This window comes from Tsuneonella sp. HG222 (assembly GCF_053819185.1).
In genome coordinates this window covers 38,602-59,550 of the sequence record NZ_JBSOQZ010000001.1, presented here as the reverse complement: position 1 = coordinate 59,550, position 20,949 = coordinate 38,602, and the positions used below count along the sequence as shown (strand labels likewise).

The 20,949-nt window shown below is 68.9% G+C and carries 20 protein-coding genes; 6 read left to right on the top strand and 14 right to left on the bottom strand.

What is annotated here, in order from left to right:
* Window positions 1–234: 234 nt before the first annotated feature.
* Window positions 235–1,527: a hemolysin family protein gene (locus tag ACWPMZ_RS00240; RefSeq protein ID WP_455702025.1), complete on the bottom strand. Its 1,293-nt coding sequence runs from the start codon at window positions 1,525–1,527 to the stop codon at window positions 235–237.
* 166 nt (window positions 1,528–1,693) lie between these two features.
* Here ACWPMZ_RS00240 and ACWPMZ_RS00235 point away from each other — a divergent pair, with 166 nt between their 5' ends.
* Entirely contained in the window at window positions 1,694–2,380 is a 687-nt protein-coding gene (locus ACWPMZ_RS00235; RefSeq protein WP_455702024.1) for an OmpA family protein, read from the top strand.
* A gap of 64 nt (window positions 2,381–2,444) precedes the next feature.
* On the opposite strand, the gene ACWPMZ_RS00230 is transcribed toward ACWPMZ_RS00235, so the two are convergent.
* Together ACWPMZ_RS00230 and ACWPMZ_RS00225 are read right to left on the bottom strand one after the other, a co-directional pair.
* The gene (locus ACWPMZ_RS00230; RefSeq protein ID WP_455702023.1) at window positions 2,445–3,710 is read right to left on the bottom strand and encodes a hypothetical protein; all 1,266 of its coding nucleotides are present in this window, start codon (window positions 3,708–3,710) and stop codon (window positions 2,445–2,447) included.
* Window positions 3,711–3,718: 8 nt separating this feature from the next.
* A complete protein-coding gene (locus ACWPMZ_RS00225; protein ID WP_455702022.1) occupies window positions 3,719–4,504 on the bottom strand; it encodes a 3'(2'),5'-bisphosphate nucleotidase CysQ in 786 nt (261 codons plus the stop codon).
* Between the two features lie 100 nt (window positions 4,505–4,604).
* On the opposite strand from ACWPMZ_RS00225, the gene sucC reads away from it, so the two are divergent.
* Both sucC and ACWPMZ_RS00215 read left to right on the top strand, forming a co-directional pair.
* Entirely contained in the window at window positions 4,605–5,801 is a 1,197-nt protein-coding gene (sucC, locus tag ACWPMZ_RS00220; RefSeq protein ID WP_455702021.1) for an ADP-forming succinate--CoA ligase subunit beta, read from the top strand.
* A 58-nt stretch (window positions 5,802–5,859) separates the two neighbouring features.
* The gene (locus ACWPMZ_RS00215) at window positions 5,860–6,744 is read left to right on the top strand and encodes a hypothetical protein (protein WP_455702020.1); all 885 of its coding nucleotides are present in this window, start codon (window positions 5,860–5,862) and stop codon (window positions 6,742–6,744) included.
* Window positions 6,745–6,765: 21 nt separating this feature from the next.
* Here ACWPMZ_RS00215 and ACWPMZ_RS00210 read toward each other — a convergent pair whose 3' ends face one another.
* The 7 genes from ACWPMZ_RS00210 to ACWPMZ_RS00180 form a co-directional block, all read right to left on the bottom strand.
* Window positions 6,766–7,284, bottom strand: coding sequence for a GNAT family N-acetyltransferase (locus ACWPMZ_RS00210; RefSeq protein ID WP_455702019.1), 519 nt, complete (start codon window positions 7,282–7,284; stop codon window positions 6,766–6,768).
* A complete protein-coding gene (locus ACWPMZ_RS00205; RefSeq protein ID WP_455704145.1) occupies window positions 7,281–8,507 on the bottom strand; it encodes a DUF445 domain-containing protein in 1,227 nt (408 codons plus the stop codon). Before ACWPMZ_RS00205 ends, ACWPMZ_RS00210 begins: the two co-directional genes overlap by 4 nt.
* Window positions 8,508–8,610: 103 nt before the next feature.
* Window positions 8,611–12,108: an efflux RND transporter permease subunit gene (locus ACWPMZ_RS00200; protein WP_455702018.1), complete on the bottom strand. Its 3,498-nt coding sequence runs from the start codon at window positions 12,106–12,108 to the stop codon at window positions 8,611–8,613.
* Window positions 12,109–12,120: 12 nt separating this feature from the next.
* Window positions 12,121–13,302 carry an efflux RND transporter periplasmic adaptor subunit gene (locus ACWPMZ_RS00195; RefSeq protein WP_455702017.1) on the bottom strand — a complete coding sequence of 394 codons (1,182 nt, stop codon included), beginning with the start codon at window positions 13,300–13,302 and terminating at the stop codon, window positions 12,121–12,123.
* A gap of 237 nt (window positions 13,303–13,539) precedes the next feature.
* Window positions 13,540–13,806, bottom strand: a complete 267-nt coding sequence (locus ACWPMZ_RS00190) for a GlsB/YeaQ/YmgE family stress response membrane protein (protein WP_455702016.1) — start codon at window positions 13,804–13,806, stop codon at window positions 13,540–13,542.
* 153 nt (window positions 13,807–13,959) lie between these two features.
* Complete coding sequence (sciP, locus tag ACWPMZ_RS00185; protein WP_455702015.1) at window positions 13,960–14,259, bottom strand: CtrA inhibitor SciP; 300 nt, start codon at window positions 14,257–14,259, stop codon at window positions 13,960–13,962.
* Window positions 14,256–14,579, bottom strand: coding sequence for a hypothetical protein (locus ACWPMZ_RS00180; RefSeq protein WP_455702014.1), 324 nt, complete (start codon window positions 14,577–14,579; stop codon window positions 14,256–14,258). The genes sciP and ACWPMZ_RS00180 overlap by 4 nt, the downstream gene beginning before the upstream one ends.
* 108 nt (window positions 14,580–14,687) lie before the next feature.
* On the opposite strand from ACWPMZ_RS00180, the gene mnmA reads away from it, so the two are divergent.
* Window positions 14,688–15,860 carry a tRNA 2-thiouridine(34) synthase MnmA gene (gene mnmA / locus ACWPMZ_RS00175; protein ID WP_455702013.1) on the top strand — a complete coding sequence of 391 codons (1,173 nt, stop codon included), beginning with the start codon at window positions 14,688–14,690 and terminating at the stop codon, window positions 15,858–15,860.
* Here the strand turns inward: mnmA and ACWPMZ_RS00170 are convergent.
* A complete protein-coding gene (locus ACWPMZ_RS00170; RefSeq protein ID WP_455702012.1) occupies window positions 15,827–16,198 on the bottom strand; it encodes a hypothetical protein in 372 nt (123 codons plus the stop codon). The genes mnmA and ACWPMZ_RS00170 overlap by 34 nt on opposite strands.
* Window positions 16,199–16,229: 31 nt before the next feature.
* Between ACWPMZ_RS00170 and ACWPMZ_RS00165 the strand changes: the two genes are divergently transcribed.
* On the top strand, window positions 16,230–17,357 hold the full coding sequence (locus tag ACWPMZ_RS00165) for a serine hydrolase domain-containing protein (RefSeq protein WP_455702011.1): 1,128 nt from the start codon (window positions 16,230–16,232) through the stop codon (window positions 17,355–17,357).
* Here the strand turns inward: ACWPMZ_RS00165 and ACWPMZ_RS00160 are convergent.
* From ACWPMZ_RS00160 to pdxH, 3 genes are read right to left on the bottom strand one after another with little or no spacing between them, the layout of a single operon-like run.
* Complete coding sequence (locus ACWPMZ_RS00160) at window positions 17,342–18,130, bottom strand: PhzF family phenazine biosynthesis protein (protein ID WP_455704144.1); 789 nt, start codon at window positions 18,128–18,130, stop codon at window positions 17,342–17,344. The two genes, ACWPMZ_RS00165 and ACWPMZ_RS00160, sit on opposite strands and share 16 nt — an antisense overlap.
* Window positions 18,130–19,077: a cation diffusion facilitator family transporter gene (locus ACWPMZ_RS00155; RefSeq protein ID WP_455702010.1), complete on the bottom strand. Its 948-nt coding sequence runs from the start codon at window positions 19,075–19,077 to the stop codon at window positions 18,130–18,132. Before ACWPMZ_RS00155 ends, ACWPMZ_RS00160 begins: the two co-directional genes overlap by 1 nt.
* Entirely contained in the window at window positions 19,074–19,676 is a 603-nt protein-coding gene (gene pdxH, locus ACWPMZ_RS00150) for a pyridoxamine 5'-phosphate oxidase (protein WP_455702009.1), read from the bottom strand. Before pdxH ends, ACWPMZ_RS00155 begins: the two co-directional genes overlap by 4 nt.
* Before the next feature lie 222 nt (window positions 19,677–19,898).
* On the opposite strand from pdxH, the gene ACWPMZ_RS00145 reads away from it, so the two are divergent.
* Window positions 19,899–20,888, top strand: coding sequence for a DnaJ C-terminal domain-containing protein (locus ACWPMZ_RS00145; RefSeq protein ID WP_455702008.1), 990 nt, complete (start codon window positions 19,899–19,901; stop codon window positions 20,886–20,888).
* Window positions 20,889–20,949: the final 61 nt, after the last annotated feature.

Below are 20,949 nucleotides of genomic sequence, written 5' to 3'. Positions count from 1 at the left end.
CGGGCGCATCCTCGCTAGACGCGCTCCACTCCGTTACGCGCCCGCTCCGGACGCGCGTTCGCGCTTGCGGGCTGCTGGGCGCAGCCCGTTCCAGCTGCAAGACGCCAGAGAGCGCTGGTTCCGTTCGCGACCAGCGAACGGCAAGGCCGAACGGCCGCCCGCAGCGGCCTCGGAGCGAAGCGGAGAGATTAGCCGCGAGGATGCGCCCGCGGAGGCGGGCGCCAACCACAAGAGTTATTCCTCGCTGACCAGAATCTTGTCGATCTTGCGGCCGTCGAGGTCGACCACCTCGAAGCGCCAGCCCTGGTCGGTGAAGTGCTCGCCCAGTTCGGGCAGCTTCTTCAGCATGTAGAGCACATAGCCCGCGGCGGTCGCGAATTCGCGCGCCTGCGGCAGGTCGATGCCGAGCCGTTCGGCCAGCGCATCGGCCGAGAGTGCGCCCGAGACCAGCAGGGTGCCGTCCTCGCGCTCGAACAGCTCGGGCTCGTCGCCCTCGTCCTGGTGGCTTGCGAAGCTGCCGGCCATCGCCGCCAGCAGGTCCGCCGGGGTGACGATCCCGTCGAGATGGCCGTATTCGTCGTGCACCATCGCCATGCCGAGGCCCGAGCCCTGGAGGATGCGCAGCGCGTCCATCGCGTCGAGCTGGTCGGGCACGACTTCCGCCTTCTTGGTCAACTGCCTGAGATCGACCGGCCGCCCGGCGACCAGTTCGGCCAGGAGCTCGCGCACCTTGACCACGCCCAGCACCTTGTCGACCGATCCGTCGGCCACCGGCAGCAGGCTGTGCGGCGATTCGGCGATCGTGGCGCGGATTTCCTCCTCGCCCGCGTGCAGATCGAGCCAGTCGACCAGCGTGCGCGGGGTCATCATCTCGCGCACGGTGCGGTCGGTCAGCCGCATGATGCCCGAGAGGATCGCCCGCTCGTCTTCCTCGATCACGCCCGACCGGGTCGCCTCGGCGAAGATCATGTGGATCTCCTCGGCCGAGAGCGCATGTTCGCCGCGGTGATGAACGCCGAGCAGGCGCAGCAGCAGCCGGGACGAGGCGTCTAGCAGCCAGACGAACGGCGCCGCCGCCTTGGCGAGGAAGGCCATCGGCCGCGCCATGACCAGCGCGATCGGCAGGGCCTTGCGCAGCGCCAGCTGCTTGGGGACGAGCTCACCGATCACGAGGCTGAAATAGGTCGTCAGCACAATCACGACGGCGAAGCCGACATTCTCGGCGGTCTGCGGTTTGAGGCCCAGCCCTTCCAGCCGCTCGCCCACCGGCGGGCCGATCGTGGCGCCCGAGTAGGCACCGGCGATGATCCCCACCAGGGTGATGCCGATCTGCACGGTGGAGAGGAACTTGCCCGGGTCGGCCGCGAGCGACAGCGCGGTGCGGGCCGCGCCGCTGCCCTTCTCCGCCATCATCTTGAGCCGCGCGGTGCGCGCCGAGACGATCGCCAGTTCGGACATGGAAAAGACCCCGTTCACGAGGATCAGTCCGGCGAGGATTGCAAGATCGAACCAGGGAAAGGGGGTCATCGTCGGATGGCCGCTAGCAGAATTGGATGCCCGCGCGAAGGGTGGACGGGGATTCGTTCAGGAACAGGTGGCGCAGGCAGGCGTTTTCCACAGCGTACCGGCAACCGATCACCCACTCGGGTCGAGCGGCCGGTCACCTATTTCAACCTGCAGGATAACCATAATCATGAAAATCAACCGCATGTTCACTGCCGGCGTTGCCGCGATCGCGCTGCTCGGCACCTCCGCCTGCGTCACCGATCCCAATACGGGCGAGCAGAAAATCAGCCGCACCGCCATCGGCGGCCTCGGCGGCGCGCTCGGCGGCTATCTGCTGGGCGGCCTCATCGGCGGCAAAACCGCGCGCATCGCGGGCGCCGTCGCCGGCGGCGCGGCCGGCGGTTATGTCGGTTACCGGATGGATCAGCAGATCCGCGAGATCAAGGATTCCACCTCGGGCAGCGGCGTCGACGTGACCCCGGTGGACAACGGCAGCGCCTTCCTCGTCAACCTGCCCGACGTGACCTTCGCGACCGGCAGCTCGACGATCAGCCCGTCGTTCCAGGCCACGCTCGACCAGGTTGCCGCCAGCCTGGTGAAGTATCCCAACAGCGTCGTCGACGTGTACGGCCACACCGACACCGTCGGCTCGGCCGCGTCGAACCAGACGCTGTCGGAACGCCGCGCCCAGTCGGTGACCAATTACCTGACCAGCCGCGGCGTCTCCTCGGCCCGCCTGCGCTGGCAGGGTTTCGGCGAAACCCAGCTGCGCGTGCAGACCGGCGACAACGTGAACGAGCCGCTCAACCGCCGCGTCGAGATCAAGGTGATCCCGTTCACCGAAGCCGAAGCGCGCGCCGCCGGGGGTAACTGACCTTCCGCGGGGCTAACGCCCGGCAGAAACAAGAGGGGGCCGGCAGCGATGCCGGCCCCTTTTTCTATGAGCCGGTGCCCGGCGGCCGAAGCCTGGCGGGAAGCAGGGCGCGCGCCACCGGCGTATCGAGAAGCAGGGCCAGCACACACGAAAGCTGCACGGTGACGCTCGTCCACCACAGCACTTCCCCGACCAGCCACAGCACGAGGAAGGCGGCGGGATTGCCGCCTGCCTCCACGGCGGCCGGGTCGGCCAGGAAATGCCTCCAGGTCATGCCCCACAGGGCCAGCAGCGTGGCCCCTGCAGCCAGGCGGTACCGCAGCCCCTGCCCCGCCAGCGCCACCAGGGAGGGCAGCACCAGCAGCAGGTGTACGGCGCGGTACTCGATGTTCTGCGCGGGGAAGAAGCATCCGGCGACGAGCAGCGAACCCGCCAGCAGGAACATCCGCTCGCGTTCGGTGAGTGTGGCCAGCGCGGCGCGGGTAGCCGGTTGCAGGGCGAAGCGCGCCGCGATCAGCAAGCACGCCGCGCACATGCCGAGCCACAGCGCGATCCTCGGCCCCGCGCCCGTCCCTGTCAGCGCTGCCCAGCCCGTCGCCAGGTTGGGAGCCCCGAAGGTATCGCGGAAATGCCAGCCGCCGGGCACGGCGCCGACAGCCCTGAGAAAATCGCCCCAGAGAAGCGCGAACACAACGATAGCGCCGAGCGCACAGGCGGCGGCAATCGCCACGAACCGTCGCGGCCGTTCGCGCAGGGCAAGCGCGAGCACGGCCGCCGGATAGTACTTGAGCAGCGCCGCGATGAAGGCCAGCGCATATCCCGCAAGCCGCAGCACCGGGCCGCGCAGGCTCAGCGCGGCGGTGCCGGCGATCAATGCGAACAGCAGCAGGTCGACGTTGCCGCGCTCCATCGCGAACACGGTGGCGCTCGACAGCACGCCCAGGACCAGCAGCGCCGCGCCCGCCCACGAGCGGGGTCTGGGAAGCAGGAAAAGCGAGGCGACGAAGACCAGGTCGACCAGAATCCCCAGCGGCATCGTCCAGCCCTCGGTCACCGGAAACAAGCCGAGGAACAGCCAGGTCGGCGGATAGGTGGAGGGGCGGCCAAGCGAATCGCACGGATTTGCCTGCCAGATATCCATGCCCGGGCCGTGGCAGCGCGCGGCGGCGACGATCACCTCTGTGTCGAGGAAGGGCCGCTCGAACGGGATGTGCCCCCAGGCGCGGATCAGCGCGTCGTAAAGCGCGAAGTTCGTCGCATAGAAGACCGCGAGCAGCGCGAAGGCCAGGGCGGCGGCGAGCGGCATCGCCCGATCGCGCAGGAATGCCATTGCGGGCGTCAATCCGCCCGGGAGAATGCGGCGGCACGTTCCGCCAGCCGCGCGACCGCTGCGGCGTGTATCGCCGGGGCGCTGACCAACAGGCCGAATGCGCGCGGGTCGCGCTTGTTGTAGCTCAGCGTGTGACCGAAGGCGTCGCTCACCGCGGCGCCCGCCTCGCGCGCGATCAGCGCGGCGGCGGCGACGTCCCACTCGTACCCCCAGCGCAGGGTGGCGACGAGATCCGCCTCGCCGCTGGCGACCATGGCGATGCGCAGCGCGATCGAGTTGGGCTTGTCGACCATCTTCAGGTCCTTGTCCTCGCGCGGGAGCGAATCGGCCGGCACGCGCGCACCGGGCAACGTCTTGCGCGTGCTCGCCGCCAGCCGCTCGCCGTTGCGCCAGGCGCCCTTGCCGGCGGTGGCGCTCCAGACCTCGCCCCGCGCCGGCGCCACCAGCGTGCCGATCAGCGGCCGCCCGGCGCTGACCAGCGCGACCGAGACCGCCCAGCCCTTGCGCCCGCGGATGAAGTCGCGCGTGCCGTCGATCGGGTCGACCAGCCAGCACAGCCCACGCTCCAGCCGCTCGGGATGGTCGACCGTTTCCTCGCTCAGCCAGCCCGCCGCGGGCAGCAGGTCGCGCAGCTCGCGCTTGAGGAAGGCATCGACCTCCAGGTCGGCGACGCAGACCGGGCTGCCGGGGGTCTTGTCCCACGATTCCAGCGCGTGGCCGTCGCCCGGCCACTGGCGCTTGGCGATATGCCCGGCCTCGCGGCAGATCTGTTCGAGGCGCAGGCGGTCGATCACGCAAATTCTCTGGCGGCCCGGCGCGGTCTTTTCAAGCGCCCCGATCCATGCTTAGGCCGCGCCGCACCCTCCCCCCAGATACGAGCGGACATTCCCGACGATGAACATCCACGAATACCAGGCCAAGGAGCTTCTGGCGAAGTTCGGCATCGCAGTGCCCCGCGGCATCCCGGCGCTGAGCGTGGAGGAGGCCGTCGCGGCGGCGAAGGAGCTGCCCGGGCCGCTCTATGTCGTGAAGGCGCAGATCCACGCCGGCGGGCGCGGCAAGGGCAAGTTCGCCGAACTGCCGGCCGAGGCCAAGGGCGGCGTGCGGCTGGCCAAGTCGATCGACGAGGTCGAGGCGGCCGCGAAGGAGATGCTGGGCAACACGCTGGTGACGATCCAGACCGGCGCCGCGGGCAAGCAGGTCAACCGGCTGTACATCACCGACGGGGTGGACATCGGCAAGGAATACTACCTCTCGCTGGTGGTCGACCGGGCGAGCGGCCGCGTGGCGATGATCGCCAGCACCGAAGGCGGCATGAGCATCGAGGACGTGGCCCACGAGACGCCGGAAAAGATCACCACCATCGTGATCGACCCGGCGCAGGGCTTCCAGCCGCACCACGGCCGCGCGCTGGCCTTCGGGCTCAAACTGACCGGCGATCTCAACAAGCAGGCGCAGAAGCTCGGCGCCCAGCTCTACGATGCGTTCGTCGCGCTCGACTGCTCGATGATCGAGATCAATCCGCTGGCCGAATCGGACGGCAAGCTGATGGTGCTCGACGCCAAGATGAGCTTCGATTCGAATGCCGAGTTCCGCCACCCGGACGTCGCCGCGCTGCGCGACGAGACCGAGGAAGACCCGATGGAGGTCGAGGCCGGCAAGCACGACCTGGCCTATATCAAGCTCGACGGCGACATCGGCTGCATGGTCAACGGCGCGGGCCTGGCGATGGCGACGATGGACATCATCAAGCTGAACGGCGCCTTCCCGGCGAACTTCTGCGACGTCGGCGGCGGGGCCAGCAAGGAGAAGGTCGCGGCCGCCTTCAAGATCATCCTGTCGGACCCGGCGGTGAAAGGCATCCTGGTCAACATCTTCGGCGGAATCATGCGCTGCGACACCATCGCCGAAGGGATCGTGGCGGCGGCCAAGGAAATGGCCATCGACGTGCCGCTGGTCGTGCGGCTGGAAGGCACCAACGTGGCCGAGGGCAAGGCAATCCTCGCCAACTCAGGCTTGGCGATCATCCCCGCCGACGACCTGGGCGATGCCGCGCGCAAGATCGTGGCCGAAGTCCGCCAGCCCGCCTGACGGGCTGCTTGTCGCGTTATGCGGTGATCGCTAGTCTGCGCCCGGGGAGGGCGTAGACGTGCGCAAATCGATCTGGCTGGCGGTTCTCTGCCTGTGGTCCTTCGAGGCCCGCGCCGAGGAAACCGCGCTGCAACCCAGTTCGCCATGGGTGGTCGACTACGCCGACGAGCGCTGCAGCCTGCTGCGCACCTTCGGGGAAAATGACGAGGCGGTTCGCCTGCAGATCGATTCCTACGGACGGATTCTTCATCTCCATTTTCTGGTGAGCGGCAATCCGATCAAGCCCGCCCGCCCGGATGCGAGGACGTTCACCTACAAGCTGCCGCCGCATGACTACCGATGGGAGGATGTGCCCATGCTTGTCGGAGTGTCGGACGGCGTACCCGCGATTGCCTTCGATATTTATGCCAGTCCACCGGAAGCGGTCGCAGCCCTCAACGCCGGCAGGGACGCAGCCTCGGCAGCTGAGGAGCTGGCCTTCTGGCAAGCGACATACCCTTTTCGCCACCAGATCGAAGCTGTCGAACTGCGGTTGCACTGGAGCAGGATCGTTACGCTGGAGACAGGTAGCATGAAGGCGCCTTTCGCGGCGCTCGAAGGCTGCGTGTCGGACCTCCAACGATCCTGGGGGCTTGAGCCCGAGGTACAGAATAGCCTGACGCGACTGGCGCGGGTAAAGGCCACGAAGGACGGATCGGTCAAATTTCAGTATCCCGGCAAGATGCTTCGCAAGGGGCTGTCTGAATTCGTCCCAGTGCGCCTCATGATCGACGCGACGGGGAGAGCAACCGACTGCATCGTCCAGATCGAGCAGGTCGACCCGGCCTTTCGCGACGCGGTTTGCAAGGGAATGATGACGGACTACGAGCCGGCGCTGGACAGCAAGGGCACTCCGGTCGCCAGTGTGCTGTTCTCGACCATCCAGTTCAACATACTGCGCTAGGCAGTGCGGCGGCAAACGGCGCTAGGGGCCGCGCTCCAGCAAGGCGACCGGTTCGCCGTTGAACTCCGTCTCGCGCAGCGGGGTGAAGCCCAGCTTGCGGGCCACGCGCACCGACGGGGTGTTGTTGGGCGAGAGCATGCAGACGCTGCGGCGTGGGCCGTGCGTGCGGTCGAACCAGTCGAACACTGCGGTCATCGCCTCGCTGGCGATACCCTGGCCGTTGTGCTCCGCGGCGATGATCCAGCCCGCTTCGGCGTTGTCGTCGAAGTCTTCGCCCAGCCCGCGGTAGCTGTGGAACAGCCCGCAGTTGCCGATCAGCTCTTCGCGGCCGCGCAGGCGGACCATGAAGGGGCCATAGCCGTGCAGCAGCCACGAGCCGGCCCCGCTCAGGAAGCGCGAGGCGTGGTCGTGAAAGGATCGCGGCGGACCGAGGAAGCGGCCGGTCTGCGCGTTCGAGACGATGGCGTGCATCGGGGCCGAATCGTCCTTCGTCGGCCCGCGCAGTTCCAGCCGGTCGGTCGTCAGAACCGGGAGGTTCACAGCAGCTCGGACACCAGGTGGATGACGATGCCCACGAGCCCGCCGACCAGCGTGCCGTTGAGGCGGATGAACTGAAGATCGCGGCTGACCGCGCCTTCGATCCGGTCGGTCACCGTGCGCGCATCCCAGCGCTTGACCGTTTCCGACACGAGCTGGACGATCTGTCCGCCATAGCGCGTGGCGACACCCACCGCGGTCCGCCGCGCGAAGCGGTTCACCTGGTGCTGCAGGTTCGCGTCGTCGCGCAGTGCCTGGCCCAGTTCGCCGACCATTCCGGCCAGTTGCCCGCCCAGCCCGCCTGCCCCCGGATTGCGGGCGGATGCGATCAGCGACAGGCGGATGCGTTCCCACACCCCCTGCCACCATGCGCCGAGCGCGGGATTGGCGAGCAGGTCGGCCTTGGCCTGCTCCACCTTGGCCCGGGTTGCCTGGTCGTGCTGCAGGTCGTGCGCCAGCTTGGCGAGCCCTTCCTCGATCTTGTTGCGCAGCGGATGGTGGGGATCGACCAGCACCTCGGCCAACAGGCGATAGAGCCCGTCGATCACCGAGTTGGCCAGCCGTTCGTCGAGACCCGTCCAACGCAGCACGGCGTTGGCACGCTTGTGAATCAGGTCGCGGACCATCGCCTCGTTGTCTTCGAGCGTCAGCCCGGCCCAGCGGATCAGCGAATCGAGCAGCGGCAGGTGGCGGCGGTCGGCGATGGCGCCGTGCAGCATCTGGCCGAGCAGCGGCGCGACCTCGAGCCGGTCGAGCTGGCTGAACAGCCCTGCGCGGACCTGCCCGCCGAGCCTTTCGGGATCGAGCGATTCGAGCACCTGGGCCACGATCTCGCCCGCCCCCGCGCGGACCCGCGCACCGCGCTGGTCCGCCGAATCCGCCCCGCCGGGCTGGCCGAGGTAGTCGCCCACCGCGCGCGCCAGGTTCATTCCCCGCATCCGCCGCGCGACGACGATGGGCGTCAGGAAATTGGCCTGCAGGAAGTTCGCCATCGTATCGGCGATGCGATCCTTGTTTTCCGGGATGATAGCGGTGTGCGGGATCGGCAGGCCGAGCGGCCGGCGAAACAGCGCGGTCACGGCGAACCAGTCGGCCAGGCCGCCGACCATCGCCGCCTCGCTGAACGCCAGGACATAATCCCACGCCGGGTGGGTGCCCAGCATCGCGCGGGCCAGGACGAAGAGTCCCGCCATCGACACCAGCAGGCCGGTCGCCACCCGGCGCATGCGGCGAGCGCGGTCGGGCAACGGGCTGGCGGGCGGGCGGCTGACGGGCGAGCGGGGCGGCTTGGCGGGCGGCGCGGGCAGGCCGGCGGAATCGCTCAAGCGATCATTCCGCCGGCAGCGGCTCGGCAGGCCCGGGTTCGTCGTCACCCGGCTGGTAGGTCAGGAAGCGCGTGCGCAACCAGGGCCCGAGCCGCTTCTCCAGGCCGTCTGCCAGGCTGAACCCGGCAGGCACGATCAGCAGCGTGAGCAGCGTCGACAAGACCAGGCCGCCGATCACCACCGTGCCCATCGGCGCGCGCCACGCCGAATCGCCGGAAAGCGACACGGCGGTGGGGACCATGCCGGCGGTCATCGCCACCGTGGTCATGACGATCGGCTGGGCGCGCTTGTGCCCTGCCTCCACGATCGCGGCGAACTTGCTGGTCCCGGTCTCCATCTCCTCGATCGCGAAGTCGATCAGCAGGATCGAGTTCTTCGCGACGATGCCGAACAGCATGAGAATGCCGATGAACACCGGCAGCGAAATCGGCTGGCCCAGCATCAGCAGCAGGATCAACCCGCCCAGCGGGGCGAGAAACAGCGAGCCCATGTTGACCAGCGGCGACACGAGCCGTCGATAGAGCAGCACGAGGACCGAGAAGACCAGCAGCACGGCCGCGCCCAGCGCGACGCCGAAGTTGTCGATCATCTCGGCCTGCCACTCATCTTCGCCGACCGGCGCGTTGGATACGCCCGCGGGCAGGTTCTGCATGATCGGCAGGCGGTCGATGGCGCCCTTCACGTCGCCGCTCGCCGCATCAGGCGCAACGTCGGCCGAAACGAACACGCGGCGGTTCTGGTTGTAGCGCTGGATGCTGGTCGGGCCCTGGCCGAAGCCGATGTCGGCGACGCGTTCGAGCGGGACCGATCCGCCGTTGGCGGTCGGCACCGGCAGGTTGCGGATCACCGAGAAATCGCGCCGTTCGTTCTCGCCCAGCCGGACGCGGATCGGAATCTGCCGGTCCGACAGCGAGAACTTGGCCGCATTCTGGTCGATGTCGCCCAGCGTGGCGATGCGGATCGCCTGGCTCAGCGCCTGGGTGGTGACGCCGAGGCTTTGCGCCAGGTCCTCGCGCGGCCTGATGATGAGTTCGGGCCGCTGGAGGTCCAGTTCGACGCGCGGCGCCACCGCGCCCTCCACGCCCTTGACCTGTTCGACCAGGGTGTTGGCCGCGGCATCGAGAACCTGCGAATCCGACCCCGACAGCATGATCGAGATCGCGCGGCCCGTGCCGCCGCCGCCGCCGCCCTGCTGGTTCTGGAAGCTGATCCGGGCGTCCGGGATCTGCTGCAGGATCGGGGTCATTTCCTGCTCGAACTCGCGGCTCGTGCGCACGCGGTCGGGCTTGAGGACGAGGCGCACGGCACCGTTGCCCTCGTTCACGATACCCAGAGCCAGCGCGACTTCCTGTTCCTGGCGCATCCGCTCGGCAATCCGTTCGATCACCTGCTCGGTCTGGCGCAGGGTCGTGCCAGGCACCATCGACACGCGGATCATGGCGAAGTCGCTGTTGTTATTGGGGAAGAACTGCTTCGGAATGGACATGGCCAGCACGCCGGTCGTGACCAGCGCCACCACGCCGACCAGCATCATCCACACCCGGTGGTCGCCGCGGAACCGGGCGGCGTAGCGCCCATCACGGTAGAGATAGGCTTCGGCAAAGTGCCGGCCGAGCAGATGCGAGGCGAGCCGCATGACCCAGGCCGCCAGCCGCGCGGCGATCCAGCCGCCGACCATGGCCAGAGCGATGCCCGCGAGAATGAAGGTGAGTGCCACCAGTCCGGCGAGGAATTGCGCCAGGAAGCCGGGCAGGACGTCGAGCAGACCGAACCAGAACTGCGCATCGCCAAGCGTACCGGCGAAGTTCCGCAGTACCCAGCCGACCGCGCCAGCCCCGGCGAGTGCCGCGGCGAACACCACCAGGCGTAAAAGCAGCGCGACCGGGAAGTGCCACCAGTCCGACTTCACCGGCGTCAGCCGTGCGCGGATCGCGTCGGCCTTGCGGGTGTCGAGCGACCAGTTGAGGACGCTCATGTAGCGGTCCATCCACTTGCCTTCGCCGTGGCTCTGATGCCCCTTGGCCTTGAGGAAATATGCCGCGACCATCGGCGTGATCATGCGCGCGACGGCAAGGCTCATCAGCACCGAGCAGACGACCGTCAGCCCGAAGTTCTTGAAGAACTGCCCGGCGACGCCCGGCATGAGGCCGACTGGCAGAAACACCGCGACGATCGAGAATGTCGTCGCCACGACCGCCAGGCCGATCTCGTCGGCCGCGTCGATCGATGCCTGATAGGCGCTCTTGCCCATGCGCATGTGTCTGACGATGTTCTCAATTTCAACGATGGCATCATCGACCAGCACCCCCGCGACCAGGCCAAGCGCGAGCAGCGACATGGTATTGAGCGAGAAGCCGAACCAGGTTTCGAGAAACCAGAACGTCGGTATCGCGGACAGCGGGATGGCCAGCGCGGCGATGATGGTCGCCCGCCAGTCTCGCAGGAACAGGAACACCACCACGACCGCGAGCACGGCGCCCTCGATCATCGCCGCCATCGAGCTTTCGTATTGCTGCTTGATGTAGTCGACTTCGGTGAACAGGCGGGTGAAGCGGACGCCCGGGTTTTCCGCCTCGAGCGCCTTCAGTTCCTCGATCACCCCGTCGTAAACGGTCACGTCGGATTCGCCGCGCGCGCGGGTGACGGAGAAGGTGACGACCTGCTTGCCGTTGAGCTTGGCGAGATTGCGCAGTTCGCCGTAACCGTCGCGCACGTTGGCGAAATCGGCCAGCTTGACCGTGCGCCCCCCGCCGACCGCGATCTGCGCCTGCGAGAGTTCGTAGGCCGAGGACGCGTTGCCGAGCACGCGGACCGACTGGCGCGATCCGGCAATCTCCGCCTGCCCGCCGGCCGCGTTGAGATTGAGCGTGCGCAGCGCCTGGTTGACCTGCGCCGCGGTGACCCCGAGCGACTGCATCTTGCCGGGGTCGAGGATGACGAGGATTTCGCGGTCGACCCCGCCATTGCGATTGACTTCGGCCAGCCCCGGGACGGTCAGCAGCCGCTTGGCCACGGTGTCGTCGATGAACCACGAGAGCTGCTCGATCGTCATGTCGGGGGCTTCGACGCCGAAGTAGACGATCGGCTGCGAACTGGTGCGCTGCTTGCTGACCTGCGGCTCGAGGATTCCGTCCGGCAGTTCGCCGCGGATCTGGTCGACCGCCGCCTTGGCCTCGTTGACCGCGGTATCTATGTCGGTGCCCAGCTCGAACTCGATCTGGGTCTGCGAGCTGCCTTCCGAAGCGGTCGAGCTGATGTTGTTCACGCCGTCGAGCGTCTGGACCGCCGCCTCGACGCGCTGGGTGATCTGGTTCTCGATCTCGCTCGGCGCCGCGCCGGGCTGCGAGATCCGCACGATGACGACGGGGAATTCGATGTCCGGCCGGTCGTTCACGTCCATCTGGTTGAACGAGAACAGGCCCGCCAGCAGCAGGCCGGCGAACAGCACCAGGGGGACGATCGGGTTGCGGATCGACCAGGCGGAAATGTTGCGGAAATTCATGGCGCCGGCGCTCTACTTGCCGGCGGCGATGGGCTTCACCGTCTCGCCCGGGGTCAGGAACCCGCCGGCACGCGCGACGATCTTTTCGCTGCCGGTCAGCCCCTCGACGACAGCAATGCCCTCGTCGGTCACCGTGCCGGTCTTGACCGAACGGCGCTGCACCTTGTTGTCCTTGTCGACGATGTAGACGTAAGCCCCCTTCTCGTCGCTCATGATGGCGCTCTCGGGCAGCATCGGGGCGACGACGGTGCCGCCCTGCAGGGTGATCGATGCGAAGCCGCCGGGCCGCAGTTCGGGCGCATAGGCCATCGCGCAGCGCGCCGTCCCCTGGCGGGTCTGCGGATCGATGACCGGTGCCTTCTGCCAAACCTGGCAGGAAATCTGCTTCTCGGTGCCGACCGGGGTGACCATCCCGCTGGCGCCCTGCGGCACCACGGCAAGATCGCTTTCGCCCAGCTTGGCCAGCATCTCCATCTCGCCGCCGCGGGCGATGAGGAAGAGGACGCCCGAACCCCCGCCGACGACCTGGCCGGGATCCGCGTTGCGCTCCAGCAGCAGGCCTGCCGCCGGGGCGATGATGCTGAGCTGGTTGTTGCGCGCCTGCCGCTCGCCATACTGCGCCTGCGCCAGGCGAACGCGGGCATTGGCGGCGTCGCGCGTGGCGGTCAGGCGGTCGACATCGGCCTTGGAGATGAACCCGCGCTCCACGAGCTGGAGCGCGCGGTCGAGATTGGACTGCGCCAGATCGGCGTCGGCCCGGGCGATCTGGATCTGTGCCGCTTGGCTGGCGGCCTGCTGGTTCTGGACCGAACGGTCGATCACCGCCAGCACCCGGCCGGCGCTGACCCATTGTCCGGCTTCCACCGGCACGGAGACGATCCGGCCCCCTTCGCCCACGCTGCCGACCGGCAGTTCGCGGCGGGCGGCGATCGTCCCGGTGGCGTTGATCATGCCCTCGATCGTGCCGCGGCCGGGGGAAATGACGGTGACGGCGGCAATCTGCCCCTGACGCGGCGCGAAGTCGGTTTCCTCGCTCCCGCTGGTGAGGACGAGCCAGGCGACGAGTGCCAGCGCGCCCAGCACGGCGAGCGCGATCCACAGCCGCTTGCGCTTGCGCGCAGCGTCGGCCGCCTCCGGATCGAGGAAGACCTGGCGCCCATCGATATCGGGATTGACTGTCGTCTCGTAATTCATGCGCGCAATCACAGCCCCGCTGGCAGCCCACGGAGGGCATAACACAGTAAATGCCGCACCGCACCCAAAAGCACCTGCGGCGGCGCCGACGCGCCTAGGTTACCCGGCGACGCTGCGCAACGATGCCCTCTACCAACGGCGCAGGGGGGCCGACGAGTAATATTTTGTCTCAGACACGAGAAAGGGCGACCCGCCGAAACGGGCCGCCCTTCCGATGTAGCAAAGCAACGCTCCGGTTTAGCGGATACGCTTGCGCTGGATGAGGTTGACGATCGCCAGCAGGATGATCGCGCCGAGAATGGCGATCACGAAGGCGCCGAGATCGAACGTCTGGATGCTGCCGCCGAAGCCGAGGAGCGGGGCCAGGAGCCAGTTACCCAGGAGCGCGCCGATGACGCCGACGATGACATTCATGACGATGCCCATCGAGGCGTCGCGACGCATGACGATGCTGGCCAGCCAGCCGGCGATGCCGCCGACGATAATTGCAATGATAAGTCCCATGTTCTTCACTCCTCCTCAAAAAACGGTGAGTTGGGGCGAAAACGGGGCTGAAGCGTGTGCGTTCCCCGGGGCCTGCACCGCTGGCGACCCGGAGATCTGCAATTAACCTAAAAAAGTGAACGATTCCGGCGATTCACGTGCCGGAAGGAGTGCTCAATATTTCAGCTGGCGCTCGTAGAGATCGCGATAATGCTGGATGCGCGTGACCCGCAGGCCTTGCATGCCCGAACGGTCGACCGCGCGCTGCCACGACGCGAATTCCTCGAGGGTGAGGTTATAGCGTTCGAGCACCTCGTCGATCGTCAGCAGCCCGCCGTTGACCGCGGCAACCACCTCGGCCTTGCGGCGAACGACCCAGCGCCGGGTTTCCGGCGAAGGCAGGTCGGCGATGGTCAGCGGCTCGCCGAGCGGCCCGATAACCTGCGCAGGACGTATTTTCTGGTTCTCGATCATTTATCCCTCGGATCGCCGCCCGCAGAGCGGTGTTCGTGCGGAAGACTGATGTCGCCGGCGGCTTTGCCATCCGCTAAAACATCAAGGTTAACGCCGTGTTTGCCATCGGGCAGGGCTGCGATGTGCCGTGCGGATCCCGGGTCGAAACTGGCATCGCGTTCCGAACCCGGCCGGTCGGCGGGCGCCTGTTCGAGGCCGGCGCGCAGGCCGCGCACGGCATCGAGCCGCGCGACGAGGTCGGACCAGCTCACCGGCCTGAGTTCGCCTTCGAACGTTACCGGCGTCGCGGCACCGGATTTGGGGGGTTTCCCTTCGAACATGCCCCGCCGATAGCCGGTCAACCGTCAAGATCGGGTAAAGCACCCGTTTACCCGGTATTAGGCGACTGCTTTGCGGGCGCGCGCTGCCCGTGTAAGGGCCGGGCCGTCGTGAACGCCGCACTTTCCCCCGCCCTCGACCCGGCAACCCTGTTCGACCTGCCCCGCCCGGCACGCGAAAGCCGCGTGGTCGTGGCCATGTCGGGCGGCGTCGACAGCTCGGTCGTGGCCGCGCTCGCCGCGCAGAGCGGGGCCGAAGTGATCGGCGTGACCCTGCAGCTGTACGATTACGGTGCGGCGACCGGACGCAAGGGCGCGTGCTGCGCCGGCGACGACATCCGCGACGCGCGCGCCGTGGCCGACCGGCTCGGCTTCGCGCACTACGTGTTCGATCACGAGAGCGCCTTTCGCGAGGAAGTGGTCGAGCGCTTCGCCGACGATTACCTCGCCGGGCGCACCCCGATCCCCTGCATCCGCTGCAACATGGGGCCCAAGTTCACCGACCTGCTGCGCATGGCGCGCGAGCTTGGCGCGGATTGCCTGGCGACCGGGCATTACGTGCGGCGCGTGGCGGGGCCGGGCGGGCCCGAACTGCACCGCGCGCTCGATCCGGCGCGCGACCAGTCGTACTTCCTCTACGGCACGACCGAGGAGCAGCTGGACTACCTGCGCTTCCCGCTCGGCGGACTGCCCAAGGCCGAAGTGCGCGCGATCGCCGAGCGCCTGGGCCTTGCCGTGGCGGCCAAGCCCGACAGCCAGGACATCTGCTTCGTGCCCGACGGCGACTACGCGAAGATCGTCCGCTCCGTCCGCCCGGAAGGCGCGCGCCCCGGCCTGATCGTTCATGCCGAGACCGGCGAAGCCCTGGGCGGGCATGGCGGCGTAATCCATTTCACCGTCGGCCAGCGCCGCGGGCTCGAGATCGGCGGCCAGCCCGAACCGCTCTATGTCGTCGGCCTCGATGCCGCGACGGCCGAAGTGCGGGTCGGTCCCCGGCGCCTGCTCGCGGTGGGCGAGGCGACCCTGGTCGAGACCAACCGCATCGGCCCGCTGCCCGATGCGCCGCTCAGCGCCAAGGTGCGCAGCCTCGCCAAGCCGGTGCCGATCGTGCTGGACGGCGCGCTGGGTGGCGGGGGAACCGCGCGGATCCGCTTCCCGCAGCCCGAATACGGCGTCGCCCCGGGTCAGGCCGCGGTGCTCTATGCCGGCGAGCGCGTGGTCGGCGGAGGATGGATCGCCGGGACCCGCCCCTATTCGTCGAGCGGGTCGAGCACGCAGCCGTAACCCGGCCGGTGGCTGGCGGTCTCGGCCGCAAGCAGCGGGACGTAGGCGGTTACCGCCCGCTCGTCGGGATGGTCGGACAGGAAGACCGCCGCCATGCCCGGCTCGAAGTCCTTCTTGCAGTCCTTGATGTCGCGCCCGGCGATGTAGCGGCACGAGCAGGCGACGTGCGCGCCGTAGGCGGCCCCGGTGCGGGTCAGGCCCATGATCGGCTCGCGCCAGAAGAGGAACGCGGCGAGCCCCGCGACGGCCAGCAGAACGAGCGCCTTGAGCCACAGCGGGCGGCCGCGCTGGCGGGTCCGCTGGCGCTCGGGCGGCCGGGATGTCTTTGCGGTTGCCATCATGTCCTGCCTGGAGGATGTAGCGCGCCCGATGCCGCGCCGCCGCCTCCCTAGCCTTGCCCTGGCGATGCTGCCAGCCCTGCTTTTGGCTGCCTGCGGGGGCGGCACGGAAGTGCTTCCGCCGGTCGATCCCGAGGCGCTCGAGGCGGTGTCCGAAAGCCCGGGCGTGCCGCGCGAGAAGCTGGCCCGCGCGGTCGACGGGCTGTTTTCCGCCGAAGCGATCGGCGAGACGCGCGCGCTGGTCGTCTACCATGCCGGCGAGATCGCCGCGGAACGCTATGGCGAAGGCTACGGGCCGCGCACGCCGTTCATCGGCTGGTCGATGTCGAAGACCGTGACCGGCATCATGATCGGCGCGCTGGTGGCCGAGGGGCGCCTGCATCTCGACCGTTCGCCGCCGATCCCGGCCTGGCGCCGGCCGGGCGATCCGCGCGGCGAGATCACGCTGCGCCAGCTGATGCAGATGCGCAGCGGCCTGCGGCACCAGGAACAGGCCGACCCGGTCTACGAATCGGGCGAGGTCCGGATGATGTTCCTCGACGGGCGCGACGACATGGCGGGATGGGCCGAAGAGCAGCCGCTCGACCACGAGCCGGGGCGGCATTTCCAGTACTCCACCCCTTCCACCATGATCCTGTCGGACATCGCCGCGCGGGTCTTGGCCCCCGACGGCACGCCCGACGAGCGGCGGCTGGCGGTGACCGAGTTCATGACCAGCCGGCTCAACGGCCCGCTTCGCGCGCAGTCGTTCCTCGGCGAGTTCGACCGCAGCGGCACGATGCTGGGCGGATCAATGATCTGGGCCACCGCGCGCGACTGGGGCCGGCTGGGCGAGATGATGCGGCACAAGGGCTCGGTGCGCGGCACGCAGATCGTCCCGCGCGGGTGGATCGAGTTCATGACCGCGCCAAGCCCGCGCGCCCCGGACTACGGCGCGCTGACCTGGCTCAACCGCGATTCGGGGGAGGAGCGGCACGTGCTCTTTCCCGAACAGGGCCCGAAGGACGCGTTCGCCGCCGTCGGCCACCTGGGCCAGTACGTGATCGTCATTCCCAGCCGCAGGCTTACCATCGTCCGCCTGGGCAAGACCGACAACGAAATGCGCCCCGCCCTGGTCGACGAGATCGCCAGGATCGCCGCGCTCTATCCCGAGGAATAGAGCCGCCCTTCGGCCACCAGGTGGCATCGGCCGCCGAGCCAGACGCGGTCGCCCTCGAGCCGGCAGGTGAGATCCCCGCCCCGCGCCGAGGTCTGGTGGGCGGTGAGGTCGCCGCGCCCCAGCCGCGCGGCCCAGAGCGGCGCGAGAACCGCGTGGGCCGACCCGGTCGCCGCATCCTCGCGCCCGCCGCCGGCCCCGGTGAACACGCGGCTGACGATGTCGGTCGCTGTGCCCGGCGCGGTGCAGGCGATCTGGTGGTCGCCCAGCGCCGCCAGCCCGGCGAGGTCGGGGGCAAGCGCGCGGATCTCGCCCTCCGACCGGTAGACGAACACGTTGTAGCGCCCCGGATTGCGCCACACCTCCTGCGGATCGCCGCCCAGCATCGCGGCCGCCTCGGGCCACTCGCCGCGCTCCACCGGAATGGCGGGCATCGCGATCTCGGCCTGCCCGTCGGCGGCGCGCCGCGCCTCGATCGGCACTCCGTGCCTGGTGCGCAATGTCAGGGCTTCCCCCGGCGACGGCGGAAGGAGCGTGTCGGCCGCGGCGAGCGCGCCGTGCCCGCAGAGGCGAATTTCACCGGTGGGGGAAAACCACGCAACGTCGGCCGCGCCGCCATCCGCCGCGCGCACGAAGGCGGTGGCGGGCAGACACAGTTCGGCCGCGATCGCCTGCATCGCGGCGTCAAGCAGGGGTTGCTCCAGCTGGACCACCGCCGCCTGGTTGCCCGCCATCGGCCGCGCGGCGAAGGCGTCGACGATGCGGAAGGACAGCATCACCCGTCACCTTCGAGCCGCGAGAACTGGTCCTCCTCGACCAGGGGATTGTCGGGCTCGTCGACGTGGCCGAGCGGGTCGATGTGGATCAGCAGCTCGACCCCGGGAAAGCGATTGAGCAGGTCCTTCTCCACCCGCTCGATGATGTCATGCGCCTCGCCCACGGTCAGCTCGGCCGGCAGATCGACATGGAACTGGACGAAATCGTGCGCCCCGCTGCTGCGGGTCCGCAGGTCGTGCAGGTTCGACAGCTCGGGGTGTTCGGCCGCGGCGGCGACGAACTGCAGACGCCTTTCCTCCGGCCATTCGCGGTCGAGCAGCTGGTCGACCGCCGTGCTCGCCGCGCGCCAGGCCCCGAACAGCAGCCACAGCGCGATGCCGATGCCGAACAGCGGGTCGGCCCGGTCGAAGCCGAGATACTGGTCGAGCACCAGCGCGGCGATGACCGAAAGGTTGAGCGCGAGGTCCGAGGTGTAGTGCAGGCTGTCGGTGTGGATGGCGATGCTGGCGGTCTTGCGGACCACGTGGCGCTGCCAGCCGATCAGGACGAAGGTCGCGAGGATCGCCATGGTGGAAACCGCGATCCCTTCCTCCGCCGCGCCGGTTTCGTGCGGCGCGGCGAGCTGGCCGGTGGCGCGAAAAAGGATGGCCGCCGCCGAAACGGTGATCAGCATGACCTGGACGAAGGCAGCCAGTGCCTCTGCCTTGCCGTGGCCGAAGCGGTGCTCGGCATCGGCCGGCTGGGCCGCGAACCATACACCCCACAGCGTCGCCAGGCTGGCGATCAGGTCCAGCGCGGTGTCGGCCAGGCTGCCGAGCATCGCGGTCGATCCGGTGCGCCAGGCGGCCCAGCCCTTCAGCACACCGAGGAACAGCGCCATCGCGATCGAGGCGAGCGCGGCGCTGCGGGTCAGCCGGGCGCGCTCGGCGCGGCTTTCGGGGGTCATGGGTAGAGCAGGGTGCTGGCCCACCCCTCCCCGTCGCGCGTGAAGCGGCGCCGCTCGTGCAGCCGGTTGGGCCGGTCGATCCAGAATTCGATCGCCCGCGGCGCGAGGCGGAAGCCGGTCCAGTGCGGCGGGCGCGGCACGTCGCCCGAGGGATAGCGCGCGGCCAGCTCGTCGACCCGGTCGAGATAGACCTGCCGGCCGGGCAGCGGGGCGGACTGTTCGCTGGCGGCGGAGCCGAGCTGCGAGACGCGGGCGCGCGAATGGAAATAGGCGTCCGCCTCGGCCGGGCTCACCTCGGCCAGCGGGCCCTCGATGCGCACTTGGCGGCGCAGGCACTTCCAGTGGAACAGCAGCGCCGCGTTGGGATTGGCGCGGATCTCGCCGCCCTTGCGGCTGTGCGCGTTGGTGTAGAACACGAAGCCGTCGCTGCCGTGGCCCTTGAGCAGGACCATCCGCACCGAGGGCAAGCCATCGGGCGTGGCGGTGGCGAGCGCCATGGCGTTGGGATCGTTGGGCTCGGCCGCGCGCGCCTCGGCGAACCAGGCGTCGAACAGTCCGAAGGGATCGGACGCGGGCAATTCGCCCTCGACCCCGCTCATCCCGCCACCCCGGCAGCCACGGACATGGACCGGATGTTACACGGTACAGGAGCGAAAAATCCGCCGGCGCGCGAACCGCTCGGCAGCGGCACCGAAGCGCTGCCTTGCAACGCTCGCCGTGGGGGTTTTGCGGGCCGGGTCATCGCGCCGCCCTACTCCCGCCGAATCGTGTAGGAAACCCCGCGCTTGCGCCCGGCGCGTGCATTACCTAGCTAGCACACCATGGCCGATCCCTACGCAACCCTTGGCGTGTCCCGATCCGCGACGGAGAAGGACATCAAGTCCGCCTATCGCAAACTCGCCAAGGAGCTGCATCCCGACCGCAATTCGGACAACCCCAAGGCGGCCGAACGCTTTTCCGACGTGACCCGCGCCTACGACCTGCTGTCCGACGCGAGCAAGCGCGCGCAGTTCGACCGGGGCGAGATCGACGGCGAGGGCAATCCGCGCGGGTTCGGCGGGGGCGGCGGTCCGTTTGGCGGCGGCTTCAACGGCGGATCGCCGCACGGCGGGTTCGACCCGCGCGACTTCCGCACCGCAGGTGGCCAGGGCGGTTTCGGCGGTGGGGCCGAAGGGATCGACATCGGCGACATCTTCGAAGGCCTGTTCGGCGGGCGCGCCGGCGGCCCGGCCGGGGGCATGGGCGGCACGATGGGCGGACCGGGCGGCCAGCGCCGCCAAGCACCGCCGCGCAAGGGTGCCGACGTGCAGTACCGACTGCGTGTGCCCTTCGTGGACGCCGCCACGCTGAAGGCGCAGCGCATCACCCTGGCCGACGGCAAGACCATCGACCTCAAGCTCCCCGCGGGGACCGAGGACGGCACGCAGATGCGGCTCAAGGGCAAGGGCGAGCCCGGCCCGGCCGGGCACGGCGACGCCATCGTCACCATCGGGGTCGAGAACCACGCCTTTTTCCGCAAGGACGGCGCCGACGTGCGGCTCGACCTGCCGGTCACGCTCGACGAGGCGGTGCGCGGGGCCAGGGTCAAGGTCCCCACGGTCGACGGCGCGGTCATGCTGACGCTCAAGCCCGGCACCAGCGGCGGCACGGTGATGCGCCTCAAGGGCAAGGGCTTTTCCACCAAGGGCGGCGGCCGCGGCGACCAGTTGGTGACGATCGAGATCGACCTGCCCGACGACGTGAGCGATCTGGCCGCGCGGCTCGATGGGTGGACCGATTCGCGCAACCCGCGCGCCAAGCTGGGCCAGTAGCACGAACGCATTCCTTCACCTCTGCGCCGGCTCCGGCCAGGCGCGCGGCGGCCCATTCGCG